This is a genomic window from Streptomyces sp. NPDC006610 (genome assembly GCF_040611575.1).
Classification (GTDB): Bacteria; Actinomycetota; Actinomycetes; order Streptomycetales; family Streptomycetaceae; genus Streptomyces.
The window spans coordinates 73,423-93,498 of sequence record NZ_JBEXOP010000028.1 but is presented as its reverse complement, the minus strand read 5'-3'; the positions used below and the strand labels follow the sequence as shown (position 1 = coordinate 93,498).

Annotated in this window: 21 protein-coding genes; 7 read left to right on the top strand and 14 right to left on the bottom strand. The window is 73.3% G+C overall.

The features are described 5' to 3' along the window. Positions 1 to 54: 54 nt before the first annotated feature. The 3 genes from ABZY13_RS22465 (at position 55) to ABZY13_RS22455 (ending at position 2,905) form a co-directional block, all read left to right on the top strand. Positions 55 to 1,014, top strand: a complete 960-nt coding sequence (locus ABZY13_RS22465; RefSeq protein WP_356633443.1) for a threonine/serine dehydratase — start codon at positions 55 to 57, stop codon at positions 1,012 to 1,014. Positions 1,015 to 1,398: 384 nt separating this feature from the next. After that, the gene (locus ABZY13_RS22460; protein ID WP_356633441.1) at positions 1,399 to 2,370 is read left to right on the top strand and encodes an LLM class F420-dependent oxidoreductase; all 972 of its coding nucleotides are present in this window, start codon (positions 1,399 to 1,401) and stop codon (positions 2,368 to 2,370) included. Positions 2,371 to 2,479: 109 nt separating this feature from the next. Next, a complete protein-coding gene (locus ABZY13_RS22455; protein WP_356633439.1) occupies positions 2,480 to 2,905 on the top strand; it encodes an SsgA family sporulation/cell division regulator in 426 nt (141 codons plus the stop codon). A gap of 118 nt (positions 2,906 to 3,023) precedes the next feature. Here ABZY13_RS22455 and ABZY13_RS22450 read toward each other — a convergent pair whose 3' ends face one another. The 7 genes from ABZY13_RS22450 to ABZY13_RS22420 form a co-directional block, all read right to left on the bottom strand. Then, positions 3,024 to 3,521: a DUF6328 family protein gene (locus tag ABZY13_RS22450; protein ID WP_356633437.1), complete on the bottom strand. Its 498-nt coding sequence runs from the start codon at positions 3,519 to 3,521 to the stop codon at positions 3,024 to 3,026. Positions 3,522 to 3,592: 71 nt separating this feature from the next. Further along, positions 3,593 to 4,576 (bottom strand): aldo/keto reductase, encoded by a 984-nt coding sequence (locus tag ABZY13_RS22445; RefSeq protein ID WP_356633435.1) that lies wholly within the window; start codon positions 4,574 to 4,576, stop codon positions 3,593 to 3,595. A 12-nt stretch (positions 4,577 to 4,588) separates the two neighbouring features. Beyond that, positions 4,589 to 5,806 (bottom strand): FAD-dependent monooxygenase, encoded by a 1,218-nt coding sequence (locus ABZY13_RS22440; RefSeq protein ID WP_356633433.1) that lies wholly within the window; start codon positions 5,804 to 5,806, stop codon positions 4,589 to 4,591. Between the two features lie 84 nt (positions 5,807 to 5,890). Continuing rightward, complete coding sequence (locus tag ABZY13_RS22435; protein WP_356633431.1) at positions 5,891 to 6,601, bottom strand: ribonuclease H; 711 nt, start codon at positions 6,599 to 6,601, stop codon at positions 5,891 to 5,893. A 44-nt stretch (positions 6,602 to 6,645) separates the two neighbouring features. Then, entirely contained in the window at positions 6,646 to 7,443 is a 798-nt protein-coding gene (locus tag ABZY13_RS22430) for a VOC family protein (protein ID WP_356633429.1), read from the bottom strand. 147 nt (positions 7,444 to 7,590) lie between these two features. Next, complete coding sequence (locus ABZY13_RS22425; protein ID WP_356633427.1) at positions 7,591 to 8,790, bottom strand: esterase-like activity of phytase family protein; 1,200 nt, start codon at positions 8,788 to 8,790, stop codon at positions 7,591 to 7,593. Between the two features lie 96 nt (positions 8,791 to 8,886). Next, on the bottom strand, positions 8,887 to 9,369 hold the full coding sequence (locus tag ABZY13_RS22420) for a VOC family protein (RefSeq protein ID WP_356633425.1): 483 nt from the start codon (positions 9,367 to 9,369) through the stop codon (positions 8,887 to 8,889). Between the two features lie 214 nt (positions 9,370 to 9,583). Between ABZY13_RS22420 and ABZY13_RS22415 the strand changes: the two genes are divergently transcribed. Beyond that, positions 9,584 to 10,237: an ATP-dependent Clp protease proteolytic subunit gene (locus tag ABZY13_RS22415; RefSeq protein WP_356633423.1), complete on the top strand. Its 654-nt coding sequence runs from the start codon at positions 9,584 to 9,586 to the stop codon at positions 10,235 to 10,237. Positions 10,238 to 10,239: 2 nt separating this feature from the next. Next, positions 10,240 to 10,842, top strand: a complete 603-nt coding sequence (locus ABZY13_RS22410; RefSeq protein ID WP_356633479.1) for an ATP-dependent Clp protease proteolytic subunit — start codon at positions 10,240 to 10,242, stop codon at positions 10,840 to 10,842. A 21-nt stretch (positions 10,843 to 10,863) separates the two neighbouring features. On the opposite strand, the gene ABZY13_RS22405 is transcribed toward ABZY13_RS22410, so the two are convergent. Continuing rightward, positions 10,864 to 11,205: a helix-turn-helix transcriptional regulator gene (locus ABZY13_RS22405; protein WP_356633477.1), complete on the bottom strand. Its 342-nt coding sequence runs from the start codon at positions 11,203 to 11,205 to the stop codon at positions 10,864 to 10,866. A gap of 302 nt (positions 11,206 to 11,507) precedes the next feature. Between ABZY13_RS22405 and ABZY13_RS22400 the strand changes: the two genes are divergently transcribed. Next, positions 11,508 to 12,350 (top strand): RNA polymerase sigma factor SigF, encoded by an 843-nt coding sequence (locus tag ABZY13_RS22400; RefSeq protein WP_356633475.1) that lies wholly within the window; start codon positions 11,508 to 11,510, stop codon positions 12,348 to 12,350. A gap of 31 nt (positions 12,351 to 12,381) precedes the next feature. On the opposite strand, the gene ABZY13_RS22395 is transcribed toward ABZY13_RS22400, so the two are convergent. Together ABZY13_RS22395 and ABZY13_RS22390 are read right to left on the bottom strand one after the other, a co-directional pair. Continuing rightward, on the bottom strand, positions 12,382 to 12,837 hold the full coding sequence (locus tag ABZY13_RS22395) for an ATP-binding protein (protein ID WP_356633421.1): 456 nt from the start codon (positions 12,835 to 12,837) through the stop codon (positions 12,382 to 12,384). A 178-nt stretch (positions 12,838 to 13,015) separates the two neighbouring features. Continuing rightward, positions 13,016 to 14,206, bottom strand: a complete 1,191-nt coding sequence (locus tag ABZY13_RS22390) for a DUF6777 domain-containing protein (protein WP_356633419.1) — start codon at positions 14,204 to 14,206, stop codon at positions 13,016 to 13,018. Positions 14,207 to 14,345: 139 nt separating this feature from the next. On the opposite strand from ABZY13_RS22390, the gene ABZY13_RS22385 reads away from it, so the two are divergent. After that, complete coding sequence (locus tag ABZY13_RS22385; protein WP_356633417.1) at positions 14,346 to 15,611, top strand: streptophobe family protein; 1,266 nt, start codon at positions 14,346 to 14,348, stop codon at positions 15,609 to 15,611. Here ABZY13_RS22385 and ABZY13_RS22380 read toward each other — a convergent pair. From ABZY13_RS22380 to ABZY13_RS22365, 4 genes are read right to left on the bottom strand one after another with little or no spacing between them, the layout of a single operon-like run. Next, positions 15,608 to 16,603, bottom strand: a complete 996-nt coding sequence (locus tag ABZY13_RS22380) for a serine/threonine-protein kinase (RefSeq protein WP_356633415.1) — start codon at positions 16,601 to 16,603, stop codon at positions 15,608 to 15,610. The two genes, ABZY13_RS22385 and ABZY13_RS22380, sit on opposite strands and share 4 nt — an antisense overlap. Continuing rightward, positions 16,600 to 17,163, bottom strand: coding sequence for a hypothetical protein (locus tag ABZY13_RS22375; protein WP_356633413.1), 564 nt, complete (start codon positions 17,161 to 17,163; stop codon positions 16,600 to 16,602). Before ABZY13_RS22375 ends, ABZY13_RS22380 begins: the two co-directional genes overlap by 4 nt. Positions 17,164 to 17,172: 9 nt before the next feature. Further along, a complete protein-coding gene (locus tag ABZY13_RS22370; RefSeq protein WP_356633411.1) occupies positions 17,173 to 19,515 on the bottom strand; it encodes an FHA domain-containing protein in 2,343 nt (780 codons plus the stop codon). A 46-nt stretch (positions 19,516 to 19,561) separates the two neighbouring features. Further along, the gene (locus ABZY13_RS22365; protein ID WP_356633409.1) at positions 19,562 to 19,972 is read right to left on the bottom strand and encodes a hypothetical protein; all 411 of its coding nucleotides are present in this window, start codon (positions 19,970 to 19,972) and stop codon (positions 19,562 to 19,564) included. Between the last annotated feature and the right edge of the window lie 104 nt (positions 19,973 to 20,076).

Genomic DNA, 20,076 nt, shown 5'->3' with positions numbered 1-20,076 from the left:
GCGACGGGCGCGGCCTTCACCTCCCCCGGGCGCCGCGCCGGAAAGGTGAGTTCCTTGATCGGCATCCTGGACGTCGAAGCCGCCGCCGAGCGGATCTCCGGACATGTCCTGCGCACCCCCACCCTGCCCAGCCCCGGACTGTCCGAGCTGCTCGGCCTCCCGGTCACCGTGAAGCTGGAACTGCTGCAGCGCACCGGCTCCTTCAAGGCGCGCGGCGCCACGGCGAAGCTGCTGTCGCTGAGCGAGGCCGAGCGGGCCGCCGGGGTCACGGCGGTCAGCGGCGGCAACCACGGCGTCGCCCTCGCGGTCATGGCCGCCGCCCTCGACATGAAGGCGACCGTCGTCATGCCGCGCACGGCTCCCGAGCGGTCGGTGGCGATCGTCCGGGACACCGGGGCGACCGTCCATCTGACCGACGACATGAGCGGTGCGTTCGCGCTGGCCGAGCGGCTGGGCGAGGAGGGGCTGACCGTGGTCCACCCCTTCGACGATCCGGTGGTGATCGCCGGACAGGGCACGGTCGGCCTGGAGCTGGCCGAGGACGCCGGGGAGCTGACCGACGTGATCGTCAGCGTCGGGGGCGGCGGACTGATCGCCGGCGTGGCGACGGCGCTGCGCGCGCTGCGCCCCGGCGTGCGGGTCTGGGGCGTGGAGACCGAGGGCGCCGAGTCGATGTCCCGGGCTCTCGCGGAGGGCGGCCCGGTGCCGGTCGCCGTCACGTCCATCTCCACCACGCTCGGCGCCCCGGCGGTGTCCCGGCTGACGTACGACCATGTGTCCGCGCTGGTCTCCGAAGTGCTCGTGGTGCCCGACCGGGAGGCGGTGCGGGGCTGTCTGGAGCTCGCCGAGCACGCCAAGGTGTGGACGGAACCGGCGGCCGGCTGTCTGCTGCCGGCCGCCCGGCTGGTGCGGGAGCGGGTCGGGGGCGACGCCCGGATCGGCCTGGTGGTGTGCGGGGGCAACGCGAGCACCGGGGACGTGTTCGGCTGGGCGGAGCGGTTCGGCCTGCGCTGACGGGGCGCCGGCTCCGGCCGGCGCGGTGCTCCCGCGGACGGCGACCCGCTCACCCTCGCGGTGACCCACAGCGAGCGCGTCGGCCCGACCCGGTCGCCGTCTGGCGGGACGACGTCGAACCGGACCTCGGCCGCAGTGCCGGCTGCACGCGGCTCGGCGTCCTCAGCGCCGTGCTCGGCGCCTCCCGGTCGGCGGCGGTCCCCCGGTCGCCGGCCGGGGTGGTCCAGCGCAGTGAGCAGCCGCGCCCGCCGCCGATGAGGAAGCCGCGGCCGAGGGTGCGCACCCGTTCGCCGCCCGGCGTGCTGTCGAGCACACCTTCCGCGTGCCCGAGGACTGATTCCGATGCCCCGTTTTCGTTTCTCCCGACACGGAAACCCGCCCTCTATGGTGCAAATCGGATACACGATGATGACCGAGCAGGCCGGCCCCAGGGACCTCGTCGACCATGTGGTGCGAGCCGAGGAGGCGGGCTTCGACTTCTCGGTGACCTCGGACCACTACTTCCCGTGGCTGCGCTCCCAGGGGCACTCCCCCTACGCCTGGGGCGTGCTGGGCGCGGCGGCGCAGGCCACGTCGCGCATCCCGCTGATGACGTACGTGACCTGCCCGACGTTCCGCTACCACCCGGCGGTGGTGGCGCAGAAGGCGGCGACGATGCAGTTGCTGTCCCAGGGCAGGTTCCGGCTCGGCCTCGGTTCGGGCGAGAACCTCAACGAGCACGTGGTGGGCGGCGGTTGGCCGTCGGTGGACGTCCGGCACGAGATGCTGGAGGAAGCGGTCGAGATCATCCGGGCGCTGTTCGAGGGCGGTCACGTCAACCACCGCGGCACGCACTTCGACGTGGAGTCGGCCAAGCTGTGGGACCTTCCCGACGAGCCGCCTCAGATCGGGATCGCCGTCTCCGGCGAGCGCTCCTGCGCGCTGGCGGGCCGGCTCGCCGACCTGGTCATCGCCACCGAGCCGAAGCGGGACCTGCTGGAGTCCTTCGACCGGCACGGCGGCACGGGCAAGCCGCGGGTCGGTCAACTCCCGGTCTGCTACGACCCGGACCGGGACGCGGCGGTGGCGCGCGCGCACGACCAGTTCCGCTGGTTCGGCAGCGGCTGGAAGGTGAACTCCGAGCTGCCGCACCCGGATGGGTTCGCGTCGGCGACCCAGTTCGTCACCCCCGACGACGTCGCCGGGTCCATCCCGTGCGGCGACGACCCGGAGGACTTCGTCAAGGCCGTACTCCCCTACGCCGAGGCCGGGTTCACGGAGATCGCGCTCGTGCAGATCGGCGGCGACTCGCAGCCTCGGTTCCTGGACTGGTCGGCGAAGACGCTGCTGCCGGCGCTGCGCGACGCGGTCGGCTGAACGGACCGGCGTCGCCCGGGCTCCACCGGATTCACCCACGGGACTGAGCATCACCCACGGGACGGGGGTACTAGGGGTTTCTACGACCGTTCACCCCGGAGGCCCTGTCGTGAACCCCTTCGTGCACAAGACCCTGGTCATGCAGCTTCAGGCGGGCACCACGGACCGCTTCCCCGTGCTCGCCCACCTCAGCTACGACGCCGACGACCCGTTCGCCGTCACCGCCGTCTTCAGCCATGACGGCCATGTGCTGGCCCGGTGGCAGCTGGACCGGGAGATGCTCGGCGAGGGGCTGCGCCGCCCGGTCGGCGTCGGCGACGTCCGGTTCCGGCCGGAGTCGACGGGGGTGTGGGAGGAACTGCGCATGGAGTTCCTCGGCGACCCGCGCGTGAACGGCGAGCGGCACCACGCGGTGGTGTTCGCCTGGGCCCCGGCCGTGGCGGCGTTCCTGCGCCAGACCCACGAGGTCGTCCCGCCCGGTGAGGAGCAGATCCGGGTGGACGACTTCCTGTCCGAGGTCATCCCCGAGCGGTGAGCCGGTGAGCCGGTCCGGGCCCCGGCGGGCACGAGGCGGCGGGCGCCGGATGCCGGCGCCCGCCGCCTCGTCGCCTTCGTGCCCTCGCTCCGGCCCCGGCGTACCGGTTGACGATGCGTCAGCGACTGGTGTACCGGTGGCGCGTCCACAACGGCAGCGCGTACCAGCACAGCAGGTACCACAGCAGCACGCCGGCGACCAGCCAGGGCACATAGCCGTCGTGCGTGGCCACCCGCAGGATCAGCAGCAGCGAGCAGGTCATGGTGGCCAGCAGCAGGACCAGCCCGACGAAGGTGAGCCGGGACGCCCAGGTCACCGCCTGCGGCTTGACCCGCCGGCCGGAGACCAGCCGGTGCAGCGACACGGGCCCTATGAGGGCGCCGGTCGCCGCGGCGCCGAGCACCACGGTCACGATGTAGATCGCCCGGTCGGTGTCGTCCAGCTCCCGGTAGACCGGAGTGAACACCACGGTGAGAAGGAAGCCGAAGAGGATCTGCACGCCCATCTGCGCGACGCGCACCTCCTGTATCAGCTCCACCCACATCCGGTCGGCTCTCTCCTCCTCCGTCTCGTTGCGCCCCCTGGGCCTGCTCGGGCTGTCGTTGCTGACCGACACGGTTTCCTCCCCGGTGGAACTGGAACAACCAGAAAATGTGTTCCCCTCCGGGTTCCCCGTGATCGGGGCGACTACCAGCGGTTCTCCACCTGGGCCTTGATGCGCCGGTCGTACAGGTCGCGGATCGCGGCGAGCGTCTCGTCGGACAGCGGCGGCAGCTTGGCGGCGGCGGCGTTGGCGCGGGCCTGCTCGGGCGAACGGGCGCCGGGGATCACGGTGGTGACGCCGGGCTGCTGGACGATCCAGCGCAGGGCCAGCTGGGCGGGGGTGTATCCCTCGGGGGCGAGGGCGGAGAACTCGGCGGCGGCCTCCACGCCGGTGGCGTAGTCGACGCCGGAGAAGGTCTCGCCCTGGTCGAAGGCCTCGCCGTGCCGGTTGTAGGTGCGGTGGTCGTTCTCCGGGAACACCGTGTCCTTGGTGTACTTGCCCGACAGCAGGCCCGAGGCCAGCGGCACCCGGGCGATGATGCCGACGCCGGCCTCCCGCGCGGCGGGCACCACCTCGAGCAGGGGCTTCATCCGGAAGGGGTTGAGGATGATCTGCACGCTGGCCACGTTCGGCCGGGCGATGGCGGTCAGCGCCTCGGCGCAGGTCTCCACGCTCACGCCGTAGGCGGCGACGCGCTCCTCCTCGACCAGGGTGTCGAGGGCGTCGAAGACCTCGTCGGAGGAGTAGACGGGGGTGGGCGGGCAGTGCAGCTGGACCAGGTCGATGCGGTCGACGCCGAGGTTGCGCCGGGACCGGTCGTTCCAGGCGCGGAAGTTGTCCAGCACGTAGTTCTCGGGGATCTGGTCGACCCTGCGGCCCATCTTGGTGGCGACCAGCACGTGCAGGTCGGGCCTGCCGCTCAGGAACGCCGCGATGGTCCGCTCGCTGCGCCCGTCGCCGTAGACGTCCGCGGTGTCGAAGAAGGTCACTCCCGACTCCGCCGCCGCCTCCAGCACCGCGAGGGCTTCCTTGTCGTCGACGTCGCCCCAGTCGGCGCCGAGCTGCCAGGTGCCGAGGCCGATGACGGACGCGTGCTGGGACGACCTGCCGAATTCACGTTCTTCCATGGCGTCAGTCTGTCATCCGCGGCGGGCGTGCGCGGTACGGGAGTGGACGGTACGGGCGAGCCTCGGGCCGAGCCAGCGCTTGAACCGGCGCAGCGGCTCCAGCTGCCCGGCGGCCCGGTCGAGCCGGTAGTAGAGCTGGGGCGGCACGTACGGCAGCAGGGGCGAGTGGCGCTGGCCGAGCAGGGCGAACATGCGCTCGGGCGGCAGGTGGATGTAGCGGGTCAGGTTCTCGTACCACTGGGCGCTGTGGCGGGCGGCGCTCTGCGCGGACAGCAACGCCGTTGTGCGTTCGCGCTCGTAGCGGGTGAGGGCCTCGGGCAGGGCGGCGTGCTCGCTCAGGGCGCCGGCCAGGGCGATGGCGTCCTGAAGGGCGAGGGTGGTGCCGGCGCCGATGGAGTAGTGGGTGGTGTGGGCTGCGTCGCCGACCAGGACCAGGTTGCCGCGGTGCCAGGTGCGGTTGGTGAGGGTGCGGAAGGTGAGCCACTGGGCCGCCGGGGCGGTGGGCGAGGACCGGCCGATCAGGCGGTGGCCGTCGAGCACGCCGGCGAACAAGCGTTCCAGCAGGGCCAGTCCGTCCGCCTCGCAGGCCCGGTCCAGGCCGAGCCCGCGCCAGGTCTCGGGGGCGCATTCGACGACGAAGGTGGAGCGGTCGGGTCCGAACGGGTAGCCGTAGCACCAGATCCAGCCGTGGGCGCTCTCCACGAAGGCGAAGGTGAAGGCGTCGAACGCCTTGGTGGTGCCGAGCCAGATGTAGGGGTTGCGGCCCAGGACGGTCTCGGTGCCGAAGTGGCCGGCGTACCGGCCGCGCAGTGCGCTGCGGACGCCGTCGGCGGCGACCACCAGGTCGGCGTCGGGCAGCAGGTCGGGGGTGACCTCGTGTTCGTGGTCGACGCGCACGCCGAGGGAGCGGGCACGGTCGGCGAGGATCTCCAGCAACCGGTGGCGGCCGATGCCGAAGCCCTGGTCGCCGCTGTGCCGGGCCGTCAGGTCGCGGACGTGGGCGACGCCTTCGCTCCAGCGCGCCGAGGCGGCGTCGAGGTCGCGGGCCGAGACGGGGTCGTGCTCGTGGAGCGTGTCGAGCAGTCCGCGCCAGTACGTCACCCCCCAGCCGTAGGTCGAGCCCTCCGGGTTGCGCTCGTGGACGGTGATGTCGTGGGACGGGTCCCGCAGCTTGAGCAGGATCGACAGATACAGGCCGGCGGGCCCGCCGCCGACGCAGGCTACCTTCACGCACACCCCTAGTCACTCGGTGCATCCATACGGCAACGCACCGTAGCAGTCAGGGGTGGGCAGGAAGCTTCCCCGCGGAACGTGTCAGCTCGCGGTACGGCACTCCGGGTGGCCCCAGCCCTGGGCGTTCTTGGCGATCTGCTCGCCGGCGGCGTAGGAGCGGCCGCAGACGCAGCGGCCCGGGAACTTGGCCTTGAGGGTGCGGGAGGAGCCGGCGCCCGAGCCGGCGCGGGGCCGGGCGGCGGCCTTGGCCGCGGCGGACCGGCGGCGCGGGGCGGTCGGCGGGGTGTCCGGGGACGGCGGCGGCTCGGGCGAGCCGAGGTCGCTGCCGGCGGGCTGCTGGACGACGGCGGCCTGACTGGCGGCCCGGTCGGCGAAGTCGTTGAGCGGGTCGCCGTCGACCTGGTGGGCGGGCACGTAGCGGAACTCGACGGAGCGGCCGTCGAGCAGTTCGTCGATGCGCACCACCAGGTCCTGGTTGGCGACGGGCTTGCCGGCCGCGTTCTTCCAGCCGTTGCGCTTCCAGCCGGGCAGCCAGGTGGTGACGGCCTTCATGGCGTACTGGGAGTCCATCCGGATCTCCAGCGGCACGTCCGGGTCGGTCGAGGCGAGCAGCCGCTCCAGGGCGGTCAGCTCGGCGACGTTGTTCGTGGCCCTGCCCAGCGGTCCCGCCTCCCAGCGGGCGGGGCTCTCGCCCTCGTCGGCGACGACCCAGGCCCAGCCGGCCGGTCCCGGGTTTCCCTTCGACGCCCCGTCGCACGCGGCCACCACTCGTTCACGCATGTGTCCGATCATGCCACGCCGGGCGGACCGGCCGGCCCGCCCGGGGGGTCGGTCGCTCACACGTCCGTGAGCTGCGGCATCTCCCCGGAGGTGGTCGTCACGTCGATCACCGAGAAGAGGGCGCCCTGCGGGTCGCCGAGCGCCGCGAACCGGCCGAAAGGGCTGTCCATCGGGCCGAAGTGCAGGGTGCCGCCGTGTTCGGTGGCGCGGGCGACGGCGTCGTCGCAGTCGGGGACGGAGAAGTAGACGTTGATGTACGGGGGCGCCTCGGGCGGGAAGTCGTCGGACATCTCCATCCGGCCCAGCACGGGATCCCCGTCGACCCTGAACACCCGGAAGTCCATCGGCTCGTGTTCCATCTGCTGCGCGGTGTAGGGGAAGACTGCGGGGAAGAACGCGTCGGACGTGCCGGGTTCTCGGGTGAAGATCTCCGCCCAGCAGAACGCGCCCGGCCGGCCCATCTCCGTGTCGAAGCCCTCGTGGGTGCCGCCCTGCCAGACGCCGAAGACGACGCCGCCCGGGTCACGGGCCAGGCACATGCTGCCGAACGCGCCGACCTCCATCGGTTCCATCAGGATCTCGCCGCCGTTGTCGCGGATCTTCGCGGCGGTGGCGTGGACGTCCGGGGACGCCAGGTAGAGACACCACTGCGACCGGCCCTCCTGGCCGGGCATCGGCGGTACGACGGCCGCGGCGGCCTTGCCGTCCGCGTAGGCCTCGGTGTAGTTGCCGTGCTCCGACGACGCCTCGCTGAAGGTCCAGCCCAGAACCTCCCCGTAGAAGCTCTTGGCCGCTTCGACGTCGCCGAACATCGCGTCGGCCCAGCACGGGGTTCCCTCGGGTTTCACGGCCATGGCTGCGCGCCCCTCTTCCGGATGCGATGACTTGTCCGGTTCCTCACGCTAGCCAGGCCCGGCCCGGCCCGCGCGCGGGGCGACGCCGTCCGGGCCGCCGTGACGGGTCCGGCCGCCGCCGGGCGTCCGGACCCGTCACGCGGGTGGTCAGCGCAGCGCGCGCGGATCGGCGTGCAGGCGGTCCGCGAGGCGGATGGTGATGAACTCGTTGTCGTCCGCCTCGCCCGGCGTGCGCCCGGACGAGAAGGGGAAGTTGTTGTCGTTCAGTACGGCCAGGGTGCGGTCGTCGAGCAGGACGACGTCCTCGATGGTGGTGAACGGGAAGCGGAAGGTCTCGCCGAAGCCGCCGATCCCCTGCGGGTTGGCGAGGTCCAGCAGGTCCGCCACCAGGGTCTTGTCCATCACGCCGTCGCCGTCGCGGTCGCGGCTGTCGGCGAGGTAGATCCGCTTGAAGCGGGCCGCGTCGCCCTGGCCGCCGTCGCGCTCGATCACCAGGAAGCGATGCCGGTCGACCGCGATGGCGTCGCCGATGGCGTGCGCGGGGGACTCCAGGCGGTAGACGAAGTGCTCGCCCGTGTAGGCCCGTCGGCGCAGGTCGAACTCGCTGAAGCGCAGATCGCCGGGCGTGTCGCCGGTGACAGTGCCTTCCAGGAGCGGGTAGAGGCGGCGGCCGTCGACGGAGCGGGCCAGGCCCTCGAAGCCCTTGCTGCCGCCGATGGTCGGCTGGGCGCCGTCGAGGTGGGGGTTCTCCGGCGCCTGGACGCCGGGGAGCGCGATCGGCGCCTCCAGGAGGCGTCCGCGGGCGGAGAAGTGCAGCAGGAACGGACCGAACTCGTCGCCGATCCAGTACGTGCCGTCGGCGGCCCGCACGATCGACTCGACGTCGAAGTCCGCGCCGGTCAGCCTGCGGTCGGCACGGGTGAGGGCGAAGGGGACCCGGTGGTCGGGGTCCCTCAGCCCGAAGCCGCCGAGGACCTCCAGCTCGCCGCTCTTCGTGTCGGGCTTCACCCGGTGCACGCGCAGCAGGTAGTCGGCGCTGTTGGCCTTGTTGCCGTAGCCGTTGTCGGACAGCACGTCGAAGGTGCCGTCGTGCCGGTTCACGATGCCGCTGAAGCCCTGCACCGGCTGGCCGGCGAAGGGCGCGGCGATGCCGTTGAACGGGCCCGCGCCGATGAGGGCGCCGGAGGGCTCGCTGCCGGGGACGAAGGTCTCGGCCGGCAGGGAGGCGAAGCCGGTGAGCGCGGCCCGCCCGAAGTCGCCGTCCGGGTGACCCTTTCCGGCCGCCGCGGGAGAGGCCAGCGCCACCGTGAGCACTGCGGCGCCGAGCATGATCGAAGTTCTTCTCATGGGGCGCACGCTAGAGACGCCGTGTGACCGGCACGCCAACGCCGGGAGACGAATCCGGACACCTGTCCGGACCTCGTCTCCCGGGCGGCCCCGGCCTCACTCCCCCGCGGCCGCCTTCTCCAGCGCGGCGATGTCGAGCTTGCCCATCGACAGCATCGCCTTGATCGCGCGCCCGGCCCGCTCCTCGTCCGGGTCGTCGATCAGCTCCGGGAGCCGGGTCGGGACGACCTGCCAGGAGACGCCGTACCGGTCCTTGAGCCAGCCGCAGGGGCCGGGCTCGCCGCCGCCCTCGGTCAGCCGGGTCCAGTAGTAGTCGACCTCGTCCTGGTCGGCGCAGTCGATCTGGAAGGAGACGGCCTCGTTGAACTTGAACGCCGGTCCGCCGTTGAGGCCGACGAACCGCTGGCCGTTGAGGGTGAACTCGGCGGTCATCACGCTGCCGGCGGGGCCGGGACCGGCCTCGCGGTAGCGGCTGATCCGCCCGAGGGCGGCGTCCTTGAAGACGGACACGTAGTAGTGGGCCGCCTCCTCGGCCTGGCCGTCGAACCAGAGGCAGGTGGTGAATCCGTTGTTCGTCATGGGGACCTCCCGGGGCGCGAAACGCTGACACCTGTACGACCGGGGCGCGCCCCGGAACTCATCGGTCGCCGGCCGCTTCGCCCGTGGCGAATCTGCCGCGGGCAGACAGACATTCCACGGCCGGGGAGCGGGGCCGAAGGTGGAGGCACGGCGCGCCGGACCCGACGGGGCAGGCGCGCGACGGACACGTTCGACGACTCGACAAGGAGCGCCGATGTCACCATTCCTCGCCGGCACCCGCCCGGCCCCGCTGCCCCGGGCCGCGGAGGGCGACACGCCGCCCACCCGGTTCGACGACCAGCTCGCCGCCCAGCTGCTCGGCCAGCGCATCGTGCTGCTCGGCACCCAGGTGGACGAGGTCTCCGCCAACCGGGTCTGCGCCCAACTGCTGATCCTGTCGGCGGAGGACGCGCACACCGACATCAGCCTGTTCGTGAACAGCCCGGGCGGGTCCGTGCACGCCGGGCTCGCCATCTACGACACGATGCGGCTGATCCCGAACGACGTGGCCACGCTCGCGATGGGGTTCGCGGCCAGCATGGGCCAGTTCCTGCTGAGCGTGGGCACGGCGGGCAAGCGGTACGCGCTGCCGAACGCGCGGATCATGATGCACCAGCCGTCGGCGGGCATCGGCGGCACGGCCGCGGACATCGAGATCCAGGCGGACAACCTGGAGTTCACCAAGCGGACCATCGAGCGGATCACCGCCGAGCACACCGGCCAGAGCCCGGAGACGATCTCCCGCGACGGCGACCGCGACCGCTGGTTCACGGCCGAGGAGGCCCGCGAGTACGGCTTGGTGGACCGGGTCGTGGACTCCTTCGCGGACGTCCTGCCGGCCGCTTCCCGGCGACGGATGGGGCTGTGACGATGGGAACGTACACGATTCCGAACGTCGTGGAGCGCACCCCGCGCGGCGAGCGGTCGTACGACGTGTTCAGCCGGCTGCTGTCGGAGCGGATCGTCTTCCTCGGCACCGAGATCGACGACGGCGTCGCGGGCGTCGTCATCGCACAGCTCCTCCATCTGGAGTCGGCGGCGCCGGACAGCGAGATCGCGATCTACATCAACTCGCCCGGCGGCTCGTACACCTCGCTGATGGCGATCTACGACACCATGACGTTCGTGCAGGCGCCGATCTCGACCTACTGCGTGGGCCAGGCGGCCTCCACGGCGGCGGTGCTGCTGGCGGGCGGGGACCCCGGGCGGCGGTTCGTGCTGGAGCACGCGCGGGTGCTGCTCGGCCAGCCGGCCAGCGGCGGCCGGCAGGGCACCGTCTCCGACCTCGCGCTCCAGGCCAGGGAGATGGTCCGCATCCGCGGCCAGGTGGAGGAGGTGCTGGCCCGGCATACCGGGCACGACGTGGCCACGCTGCGGTCCGACATGGACCGCGACAAGGTGTTCACCGCCCGGGAGGCGGTGGCGTACGGGCTGGCCGACGAGGTGCTGGGCCGGCGCCTGCCGCGGATGTGAGGCGCCGGCCCGGCGGGGGCGTCAGGCGGCCAGGCACAGCCCGTCGTACGAGGACCCGCGCGTCGCGTGCCGCGCGCTCGCCGTCCGGGAGGTGAGCCGGATCAGCTCGCCCTGGGCGCGCGCCAGGAGGTCGCCCAGGCTCAGGCCGAGGGCGCGGGCGGCGGCCGCGAGGACCTCCGAGGAGGCCTCCTTGCGGCCACGCTCGACCTCCGACAGATAGGGCATGGAGATCCGGGCGGCGTCGGCGACGTCCTTGAGGGTGCGTTCCTGGGCGAGGCGCTCGGTGCGCAGGACGTCCCCGACCAGGTCGCGCCAGAGCGGCTCCCTGGCCGCGGGGCGCTCGGGCTGAGGGCGAAGGGGGATGACGGGGGCTCGGTTCGGCGCTCGGCCGCTTCGGCTGCTCACCCCTTCAGCCTAGGAATCCCGGCCGCCGGGGGAAGGGAGGGGCATTCCGCCCTGGGGGGAATCTGCGGGGCGACCGCCGGTTTTCCGCCACTCGGGCACGGCGCGGGCACGCGTGGGGCATGTTCGGGCACACACTGGGTAGCCGCAGGTGTACGCCGGCGAGTACGGGGTACTCGCGGGCCACACCGCGGCAGGGTCGCGGACACTGTACGAGTAGCCGCAAAGGCAGACGTCGAACCATGACTTTCGTGGGAGAGGCAATGGACACCGCCGTGATCCGGTCGGAGGCAACGGTCGTCGAGGTGGACCCCAGGGCCGTGGCCCCGCGGGACGCGCGCGAGCTGTCCCGCCAGTTCTTCCAGCGCCTGACGGAGCTGGAGGAGGGCACCCACGAGTACCAGTACGCGCGCAACACCCTGATCGAGATGAACATGTCGCTGGTCCGCTACGCGGCCGGCCGGTTCCGCAACCGCGGCGACGACATGGAGGACATCGTCCAGACCGGGATGATCGGCCTGATCAAGGCGATCGACCGGTTCGAGCTGTCGCGCGGGGTCGAGTTCACGTCGTTCGCCCTTCCCTACATCGTGGGCGAGATCAAGCGCTTCTTCCGCGACACCACCTGGGCGGTGCACGTGCCGCGCCGGTTGCAGGAGATGCGGGTCGAGCTGGCCCGGGCGCGCGAGGAGCTCGCCAGCCGCCTCGACCGCGAGCCGACGGTGGCCGAGCTGGCGACGCTGATGAACGCCTCCGAGGACGAGGTGATCGAGGCGCAGATCGCCGCGAACGGCTACAACTCCTCGTCGCTGGACGCGGCCCTGACCGGCGACGGACCGGAGAACGGCGAGGCCGTCCTCGCCGACTTCATCGGCGTCGAGGAGCACGGGCTGCGGCTGGTGGAGGACTTCCATTCGCTCGCGCCGCTGATGGCCGAGCTGGACGAGCGCGACCGGCAGATCCTGCACCTGCGGTTCGTCGAGGAGGCCACTCAGGCGGAGATCGGCGAGCGGCTCGGCTGCTCGCAGATGCATGTCTCGCGGCTGCTGAAGCGGATCATCGTGCGGCTGCGCCGGGGGATGCTGGGCGAGCTCGGCTGCGCCTGACCCGGCTCACTCGGGCTGCGCCCGGACCGGTTCACTCAGCGGTCAGCCGCACGACCGCGCCGACCCGCTTGCCCACCGGCACCCGCTCGACGGTCACCCGCGCGGCCAGCGCGTTGACGATCTCCAGTCCGTGCCGGCCGACGCGGGACGGGTCGCGCGGGAAGAGCCGGGGCAGGGCGGGGCTGCTGTCGCAGACGTGGACCGTCAGGGCGCCGCCGGTGCCCTCCAGCTCGAGGATGTACGGGCCGTTGCTGTGCCGGTCGGCGTTGGTGACGAGTTCGCTCACCACCAGGAGCACCTCGCCCTCGGTACGCGGGCCGATCTCGGCGCACCACTCGGTCCTGAGCTGCTCCAGGAAATGGGCGGCGAGTTCACGCGCCTCGGCGATGCTGCCGGTCGCGCCGGTGTAGTGCGCCGCCCGCCGCAGCGGTTCCACGGGCACGTCGAATCCCTCCGGTACGACGGCCCCGTCACGGTGCTCGATCATGCGTGTCTCTCTCCGAAGCCGGCCTGGCCGGACGCTGCTGCACCTGTCCTCGTACCCCGGGCCGGGCACGGCAGTCCAGAGTGCAGCAGACGTCACAGTGTTCGCAGGACGGTACCGGGCCGGCTCGGGAGTCCCGAAGCCGGCCGGTGGCCGGCGCGAGGTGACGGGGATGGCGCGCCTATGTCCCGGAGTCCGGCGGCGCGGAGTCCGCCGGAGCCTCCGGCGCCTCCGGTGCGGCCGGTGACTCGGGGGACCGCGGCGGGTCGGGGTCCTCGGGCGCCTCGGGCTCGGGGGCGGGGGGTTCGGACGGGGTGGGTGTCTCGGGCTCCGGTCGCGGGGCTGGTTCGGAGCCGTCCTCCGGGTGCGGGGAGCAGGCGACCGGGGGGCCGCCGGGTTCGGGGGAGCAGGAGGCGGAGGCGGCCGGTGTGGAGACCTCGGCCGAGGGGGTGCCGCGGTCCTTCGGCGGTTCGGTCTCCCTGTCCTTCTTCCCGGTGTCGCCCTTCGGCCGGGCGATCCACTCGCCGCGCTCGTCGTCGTAGAGCACGAACTCCTTCACGGGCTTCGGGGCCGGGTTGACGAAGACGACGTTCGAGGGGCGGTAGGAGGGCCAGGTGTCGCCGGTCCGCTCCGGTGTGCCGCGCAGGGCGACGGGCGGGGTGAGCGGGTTGCCGCAGGCGCAGCGCACGCGCGGGACGCCTCGGCCGTCGACGAGGACGGCCGTGCCGGCCTGGAGGACGGCCTGGTAGGGGGTGGCGACGCCGTCGCGGTAGCCGTGGTTGGTGACGCGGGTGTCCAGGCGCAGCTGCACGGGCGTCAGGGAGCGCAGATGGGCGGGGACCTCGGAGGGGCGCACGTCGGCGACCGCGGCGAAGGCCCGGTTCTTGGCCGGGTCCCTCTCGAGGAAGCGGATCTGCCGCTCGACGTCGCAGCTGGCGGAGTTACGGGTGCCGCCGTAGAGGCCCGGGTCCCCGCCGTCGACGCCGCGCACGGCGCCCGGGGGCGCGGACTCGGTCGCCGAGGGGGTGGCGGGAGGTGCGGAGCTGTCCTTGGCGGTGGACTCGGTGAAGGGGTCGGGGCCGCTCTTGCCGGCGGCCTGGAGGAACAGTTCGCCGCCGCCCCCGGCCACCGTATTGCTGCCGCCGTCGGGGCGCGTGAGGACGAACGCCACGGCCACGGCGGCGGCCGCCAGTACGGCGAGCACGGCGATGCGCGGGACGGACCGCCACCAGGGGCGGCGTGGCTGCGGGGCCTGGCTCGCACCGCCGCCGGGCGGTGGGGACGGCGGGCCGGACGGCGGCTGGGAGGGGCCCGACAGGGGGCCCGAGGGCGGGCCGGTGGGGCGGCCGGAGGACGGCGGTTCGACGCTCACGAGCTGTGCTCCCCTTTTCCCCCGCTCCCCCCTTTTCGGATTACCTCAATTGTGAGCGCCGCTCCCCGAGGGTCCGCAAGCGGACGCGGACGGCCCACTCGGCGGGCGGGCGCCGTCGGTGCTGCTTAGCGTGGCAGGCGTGAGCGTGCGAACCCCCTCCGACCGGGCCGTCGCCGCCCGTCATGGCTGGTCCCGGGCCCTCGCCGTCGTGCTGGCGGGACTGCTCGCCATGGGGGTCGTCGCCGTGCTGGGGCTGTGGGCGGCCGGGGCGGCGGACCTGCCCGACGGGGCGCTGTGGCGGGTGACCGCCGCGACGCTGGTGACCGCCGTCGGCGGCGCCGTGGAGATGACCGGCGACGCCGGAGGGCTGGCCGAGACGGAGGCGGAGCTGACGGCCGTCCCGCTGTCCGTGACGCTCGTCGGGGCGCTGGTGATCGCGGCGGGCTTTCTGCGTCCGCTGCGGCACCGGGCGGTGGCGGGCGGGCGCGAGCTGGCCGGCTGGGCGGGGCGGATCGCCGCGCTGTGGCTCCTGGCCGTGCTGGGCCTCGGTCTCGCCGCCCGGCAGACGTTCGAGGTGTCCCTCGGCGAGGGCACGATCGCCGACATCGGCGACCTGCTGGGGGTCGCCCCGCGGGTCGGCTTCGCCGCGGACGTGCCGCTGAGCCTGCTGTTCGGGCTGCTGTGGCTGGCGGGCGTGCTGCTGCTGGCGCTGATCGTGGCGCGCGGGGCGCCGCTGCCGGGGCGGCTGCTGCGGTTCCAGGAGTCGGTGCGCCCGGCCGCGTACGCCATGGTGGCGCTGCTGCTGGCGCAGGTGGTGCTGGGGCTGGTGGCCGGCGTGTTCGTGGCGGCGACGCGCGATCACCCGGCCGAGACGTTCGCGGTGATCCTGCTGGGGCTGCCCAACCTCGTCTGGCTGGCGCTGACGCTGGGCCTGGGCGCCACCTGGGACGGCCGGGTGGAGGGGCCGTTCGGGCTGCCGATGCCGCCGGTCCTGGACGAGGTGCTGCGCGGCCCCGAGGTCGCCGCGCTGAACGTGGGGACGCTCGCGGAGCACGACGGGCGGGTGTGGTGGCTGGTGGTGGCCGACGTGGTGCTGGTCGTGGGAGCCGCGTTCGTGATGGCGGCGCGGTCGCCGGCCCGGACGCGGGTGTGGCAGCACGCGGTGCGCCTGGCCGTCGCACTGGCGCTGACGGCCTTGATGATCTGCCTGATCGGCCGGGTCTCGGCGTCGTACGGCCTGTCCGTGCTGGGCATCGGCGATCTGGGCGGCGCTCTGGACGGGGAGCTGTTCCTGCGCCCGCGCCTGTGGTCGGCGCTGGGACTGGCGCTGTTGTGGGGTGGGGCGGCCGGTCTCGTCGGCGGGCTGCTCGCGGCGCGGGTGCGGCGGCGGGGGCAGGCCCGCTAACCGGGCCGTCCGAAGACCGGCGCGGCCCAGGAGGGCGGCGGTTTCGGCTCCGGGCCGTGCGGGCGTACGGCGTCCCGGTCCACCTTCGTCGTCGGGTGGCCGGCGTCGTGGGCGCCGGCGAGGGCGGTGCGCAGGTCGGCGACGAAGGCGAGGCAGGAGTCGTGGCGGTCGCCGGGGGTCTTGGCGAGCGCCCGGGCGAAGACGGCGTCGACGGCGGCGGGCAGGTCGGGGCGGGCCCCGGTCGGGGGCGGCGGCTCGTCGTACTGGTGGGCCCAGAGCAGGGCCATGTCGTCGTCGCGGCGGAACGGCGGATGCCCGGTCAGGCACTCGTGGACGACGCAGGCGAGCCCGTAGACGTCGCAGCGGCTGTCGACGGGCCGCCCGGAGATCTGCTCGGGCGCGACGTAGTCGAGGGTGCCGACGAACTGGCCGACCTGGGTGAAGCCGGTCAGCGACAGGGACTTCTTGGTCAGCCCGAAGTCGGTGAGGTAGACGTGCTCGGGGTGGTCGCTGTCGGTGCCGCGGGCGACCAGGATGTTGCCGGGCTTGACGTCCCGGTGGACCAGGCCGTGCTCGTGGGCGGCGTCCAGCGCGGAGGCCACCTGTCCGGCGATGCGCACGGCGGTCGCGGCGGGCAGCGGGCCCCGCCGGTCGAGGAGGTGGCGCAGGTCGCTGCCGGCGACGTGGCGCATGGCGATGTAGAGGATGCCGTCGGTCTCGCCGGCCTCGAAGACCGGCACGATGTGCGGGTGGTCGATCTGGGCGGCCACCCGGGACTCGTGGGTGAAACGCCGCCGGAAGGTGTCGTTGCGGGCGAGTTCCGGGGCGAGCAGCTTGAGCGCGACCGTGCGGTCCAGGCGCAGGTCCCGCGCCCGGTACACGACGGCCATGCCGCCGCGGCCCAGCTCGCCCTCGATGCGGTACCCGGCCACCTGCCGGCCGATCGGCCCGGAGGCCCGGCCGGAGAACGGTCCCGCGTCGGCCGCCGTCACCGCTCGCCCTCGGGCGTCACGACCCGCGTCGGCGGATGGTCGGGCACGGTGGCGCCGGCCGGCGGCCGGTCGGCGCGCGGCGGCTCGTCCACGGCGAGGGCGGCCAGCCGTGCCCCGTCGCAGTGCGCCCACTGCCCGGTCTCGGCGTCGTACAGCCAGACGGATTCCCCGTCGACGACGACGCCGATCCGCTCGCCTTGGGTGCGGGCGCGGAAGGACTCGCCGTCGAGGCCGCCGCTCATGAGGTCCCGCACGGCGGCCCGGTAGCCGGCCAGGGCCTGCTCGGCGCGGGCCAGCAGGGGGCGCGGGTCCGCGGTCCCGGTGAGCCGGGCGCCCGTGGTGGGCGGGTCGTCGGGCAGGGTGATCAGGCGGCGGGCGTCGACCCAGGCGGACCAGCCGTTGGCGCACAGGACGCGGCCCCAGTCGCCGAGCCGTTCGACGAGCCGGACGGGCAGCAGGGGGTCGAGCGGCACGGTGGGCCGGTCGGGGTCCGGGCTCTCCCAGGCGGGCACGCCGTCCCTGGGGACGACGTGCGTGGGCCGGAAGCCGGGGGTCGCCATGGCCTGCGCCTACTTCCGCATCACGACGGGCTCGCGTCGGCGCAGGAGCCGCGCCACCAGGAAGCCCAGCGCCAGGGAGAGGACGAGGAGCATGCCGACGTTCACCAGCCAGGTGCCGGACGCGTGGGCGAAGAGCGGGTCGCTGCTCAGCTCTCCGGGCGAGATGCGGGCCAGGTCGACGGTGCCGGCCATCGCGGCGAACGCCCACCGCGAGGGCACGAGCCAGGACAGCTGGGTCAGCCCGGGCACGCCGTCCAGGGAGAGCAGGGCGCCGCAGAAGACGACCTGGACGATGGCGAGCAGCACCAGCAGCGGCATCGTCACCTCTTCCTTGCGGACGAGGGCGGAGACGAACAGGCCGAGCATCATCGCCGTGAACGCGAGCAGGGCGACGGCGACGGTGATCTCGACAAGGGGCGGCATCAGCACCCCTCGGCCGCCGGGGACGCCCAGGTCGACGCCGAGCAGCGCGACGAGGGTCAGCACGACGGCCTGCACGACCGTGACCGTGCCGAGCACCACCACCTTGGACATCAGGTAGGCCGATCTGGACAGGCCCACCGCCCGTTCCCGCCGGTAGATCACCCGTTCCTTGACCAGTTCGCGCACAGCGTTGGCGGCGCCGGTGAGCACGCCGCCGACGCACAGGATGAGCAGGACGTTCATGGCCGACTTGCGGGTCAGCTCACCGCCCGCGAGGGCCCGGGCCATCGCGCCCATCACGAAGGGCAGGGCGATCATGACGGCGAGGAAGGTGCGGTCGGCGCTGAGCGCGGCGGCGTAGCGGCGCACCAGCGTGCCGAGTTGGGCGCCCCAGCCGCGCGGGCGGGGCGGCCGGTACAGGATCACGGGCCCCTCACGGGGCAGCCGGGGCTGCGCGGAGGCGTCCCGGACGTACTGCCGGTGGGCCGGTGAGGCGCGGTACTCCTTCGCCCAGTCGCGGTCCCGGTCGGCCTCGAACGCCTCGAAGGCCTCCGGCCAGTGGGCGAAGCCGAAGAACGCGAGCGCCTCGCCCGGGGGTCCGTAGTAGGCGACCTTGCCGCCCGGGGCGAGGACCAGCAGCCGGTCGCAGACGTCGAGGCTGAGGACGCTGTGGGTGACGACGATGACGGTGCGGCCGTCGTCGGCGAGGCCGCGCAGCATGTGCATCACGGAGCGGTCCATGCCGGGGTCGAGGCCGGAGGTGGGTTCGTCGAGGAAGAGCAGGGACGGCTTGGTGAGCAGTTCCAGGGCGACGCTGACCCGTTTGCGCTGGCCTCCGGAGAGGCTGTGCACGGGCTGGCCGGCGCGCTCCACCAGGCCGAGTTCGCGGATGACCTCGTCCACCCGGGCGCGCCGCTCGGCCTTGGCGGTGTCCTGGGGGAAGCGCAGTTCGGCGGCGTAGGTGAGGGCGCTGCGGACGGTGAGCTGGGCGTGCAGGATGTCGTCCTGGGGGACGAGTCCGATGCGCTGCCGCAGTTCCGCGTAGTCGTGGTAGAGGTCGCGGCCGTCGTAGAGGACGGTGCCGTGGTCGGCGGGGCGCTGCCCGGTCAGGGCGTTCAGCAGCGTCGACTTGCCGGCGCCGCTCGGGCCGACCACGGCGAGCAGGCACTTCTCCCCCACCGGGAAGGACACGTCGTCCAGCAGGGTCTTGCGGCCGCGGTCCACGGCGACGGTGAGGTCCTGGACGTCGAGGGAGATCTCGCCGGTGTCGACGTACTGCTGGAGCTGGTCGCCGACGAGGCAGAAGTCCGAGTGGCCGACGCCGACGATGTCGCCCTGGCGGACGGGGGCCGCCTCGTCGACCCGCAGGCCGTTGAGGTAGGTGCCGTTGTGGCTGCCGAGGTCGACGATCTCGTAGGCGCCGTCGGTGTGGGCGCGCAGCTCGGCGTGGTGGCGGGAGACGACGAGGTCGTCCACGACGAGGTCGTTGTCGGGGGCGCGGCCGATGCGGATGGTGCGGGTGGGCAGCGGGCGGACGCTGGTCGGCTGACGGAAGGTGTGGGTGAGCGCGGGGTGGGAGACGCCGGAGGGGCGCTCCGGGGGCGGGGCGGGCGGGCCTGCCAGGACGACGCGGGGGCCGTCGTTGGGGTTGCCGAAGCGGACGACGCTGCCGGGGAGGACCTCGCACTGCTCGACGCGGTGGCCGTCGGCGTAGGTGCCGTTCGTGCTGTGCTCGTCCAGGAGCGTCCAGCGGCCGCCCTGCGGGCGCAGCACGGCGTGGTGCCAGGAGACACGGCTGTCGTCGAGGACGATGTCGCACAGCGGGTCGCGGCCGACGTGGTAGTCCCGGTTCGGGACCATCACCGTGGAGCCCGTCTCGGTCTCCAGCACGAGTTCGGGCGCCATCGACGCGGCAGGCCGCTCCGCCATGCCTGAATTCTACCGATTCACCCGGAAGTGTGCCGGGTGATCGCGGTCAGGCGACGGGGACGACGAGAGCAGGGGCGGCGCGCTGCATCCGCAGGGCGTCGACGGACTCCGCGAGCAGTTCGTATTCGGTGGTGTCGTCGCTGGTGGCGATGCGCACCAGACGGCCCGCGGCCAGCTCGTCGGCGACCAGTTCCTGTCGGCCCACGTCGGCGCACCAGGCGCGCAGGACGGTCGGCACGTCGGTCACGCCGGCGCCGACCGGAACCAGTGCGCCCGGCGGGTACGCCGGGGATTCGGGCCGGGGATCGAGCCGTTCGGCGATCCAGGTCGCGCGGTCCCGCAACCACCACAGGGCGAGCGCCAGGGTGGGCGCCCGGTAGGTGCCGAGGGGCACCCCGATGCGTTGCCCGCCGCAGGTGCCGTACGCCGTGACGTGGCACAGGAATTCGTCGTGCACGCTCCGCCTCCCCGCCGCGCCGATCGCCTGCCGGTGGCGCCTCATTCGGTGCGGCTCCTGTGCCGTGAAAAGCATCCCTGGCGTTTGAGTATCTTCACTCTTGA

Bases quoted from the DNA above. Each gene is read 5' to 3' on its own strand.
- ABZY13_RS22460 (WP_356633441.1), top strand. From the start codon at position 1,399: ATGGTGCAAATCGGATACACGATGATGACCGAGCAGGCCGGCCCCAGG.
- ABZY13_RS22445 (WP_356633435.1), bottom strand. From the start codon at position 4,576: ATGGAAGAACGTGAATTCGGCAGGTCGTCCCAGCACGCGTCCGTCATC.
- ABZY13_RS22435 (WP_356633431.1), bottom strand. From the start codon at position 6,601: ATGATCGGACACATGCGTGAACGAGTGGTGGCCGCGTGCGACGGGGCG.
- ABZY13_RS22430 (WP_356633429.1), bottom strand. From the start codon at position 7,443: ATGGCCGTGAAACCCGAGGGAACCCCGTGCTGGGCCGACGCGATGTTC.
- ABZY13_RS22425 (WP_356633427.1), bottom strand. From the start codon at position 8,790: ATGAGAAGAACTTCGATCATGCTCGGCGCCGCAGTGCTCACGGTGGCG.
- ABZY13_RS22420 (WP_356633425.1), bottom strand. From the start codon at position 9,369: ATGACGAACAACGGATTCACCACCTGCCTCTGGTTCGACGGCCAGGCC.
- ABZY13_RS22415 (WP_356633423.1), top strand. From the start codon at position 9,584: ATGTCACCATTCCTCGCCGGCACCCGCCCGGCCCCGCTGCCCCGGGCC.
- ABZY13_RS22410 (WP_356633479.1), top strand. From the start codon at position 10,240: ATGGGAACGTACACGATTCCGAACGTCGTGGAGCGCACCCCGCGCGGC.
- ABZY13_RS22400 (WP_356633475.1), top strand. From the start codon at position 11,508: ATGGACACCGCCGTGATCCGGTCGGAGGCAACGGTCGTCGAGGTGGAC.
- ABZY13_RS22395 (WP_356633421.1), bottom strand. From the start codon at position 12,837: ATGATCGAGCACCGTGACGGGGCCGTCGTACCGGAGGGATTCGACGTG.
- ABZY13_RS22375 (WP_356633413.1), bottom strand. From the start codon at position 17,163: ATGGCGACCCCCGGCTTCCGGCCCACGCACGTCGTCCCCAGGGACGGC.
- ABZY13_RS22370 (WP_356633411.1), bottom strand. From the start codon at position 19,515: ATGGCGGAGCGGCCTGCCGCGTCGATGGCGCCCGAACTCGTGCTGGAG.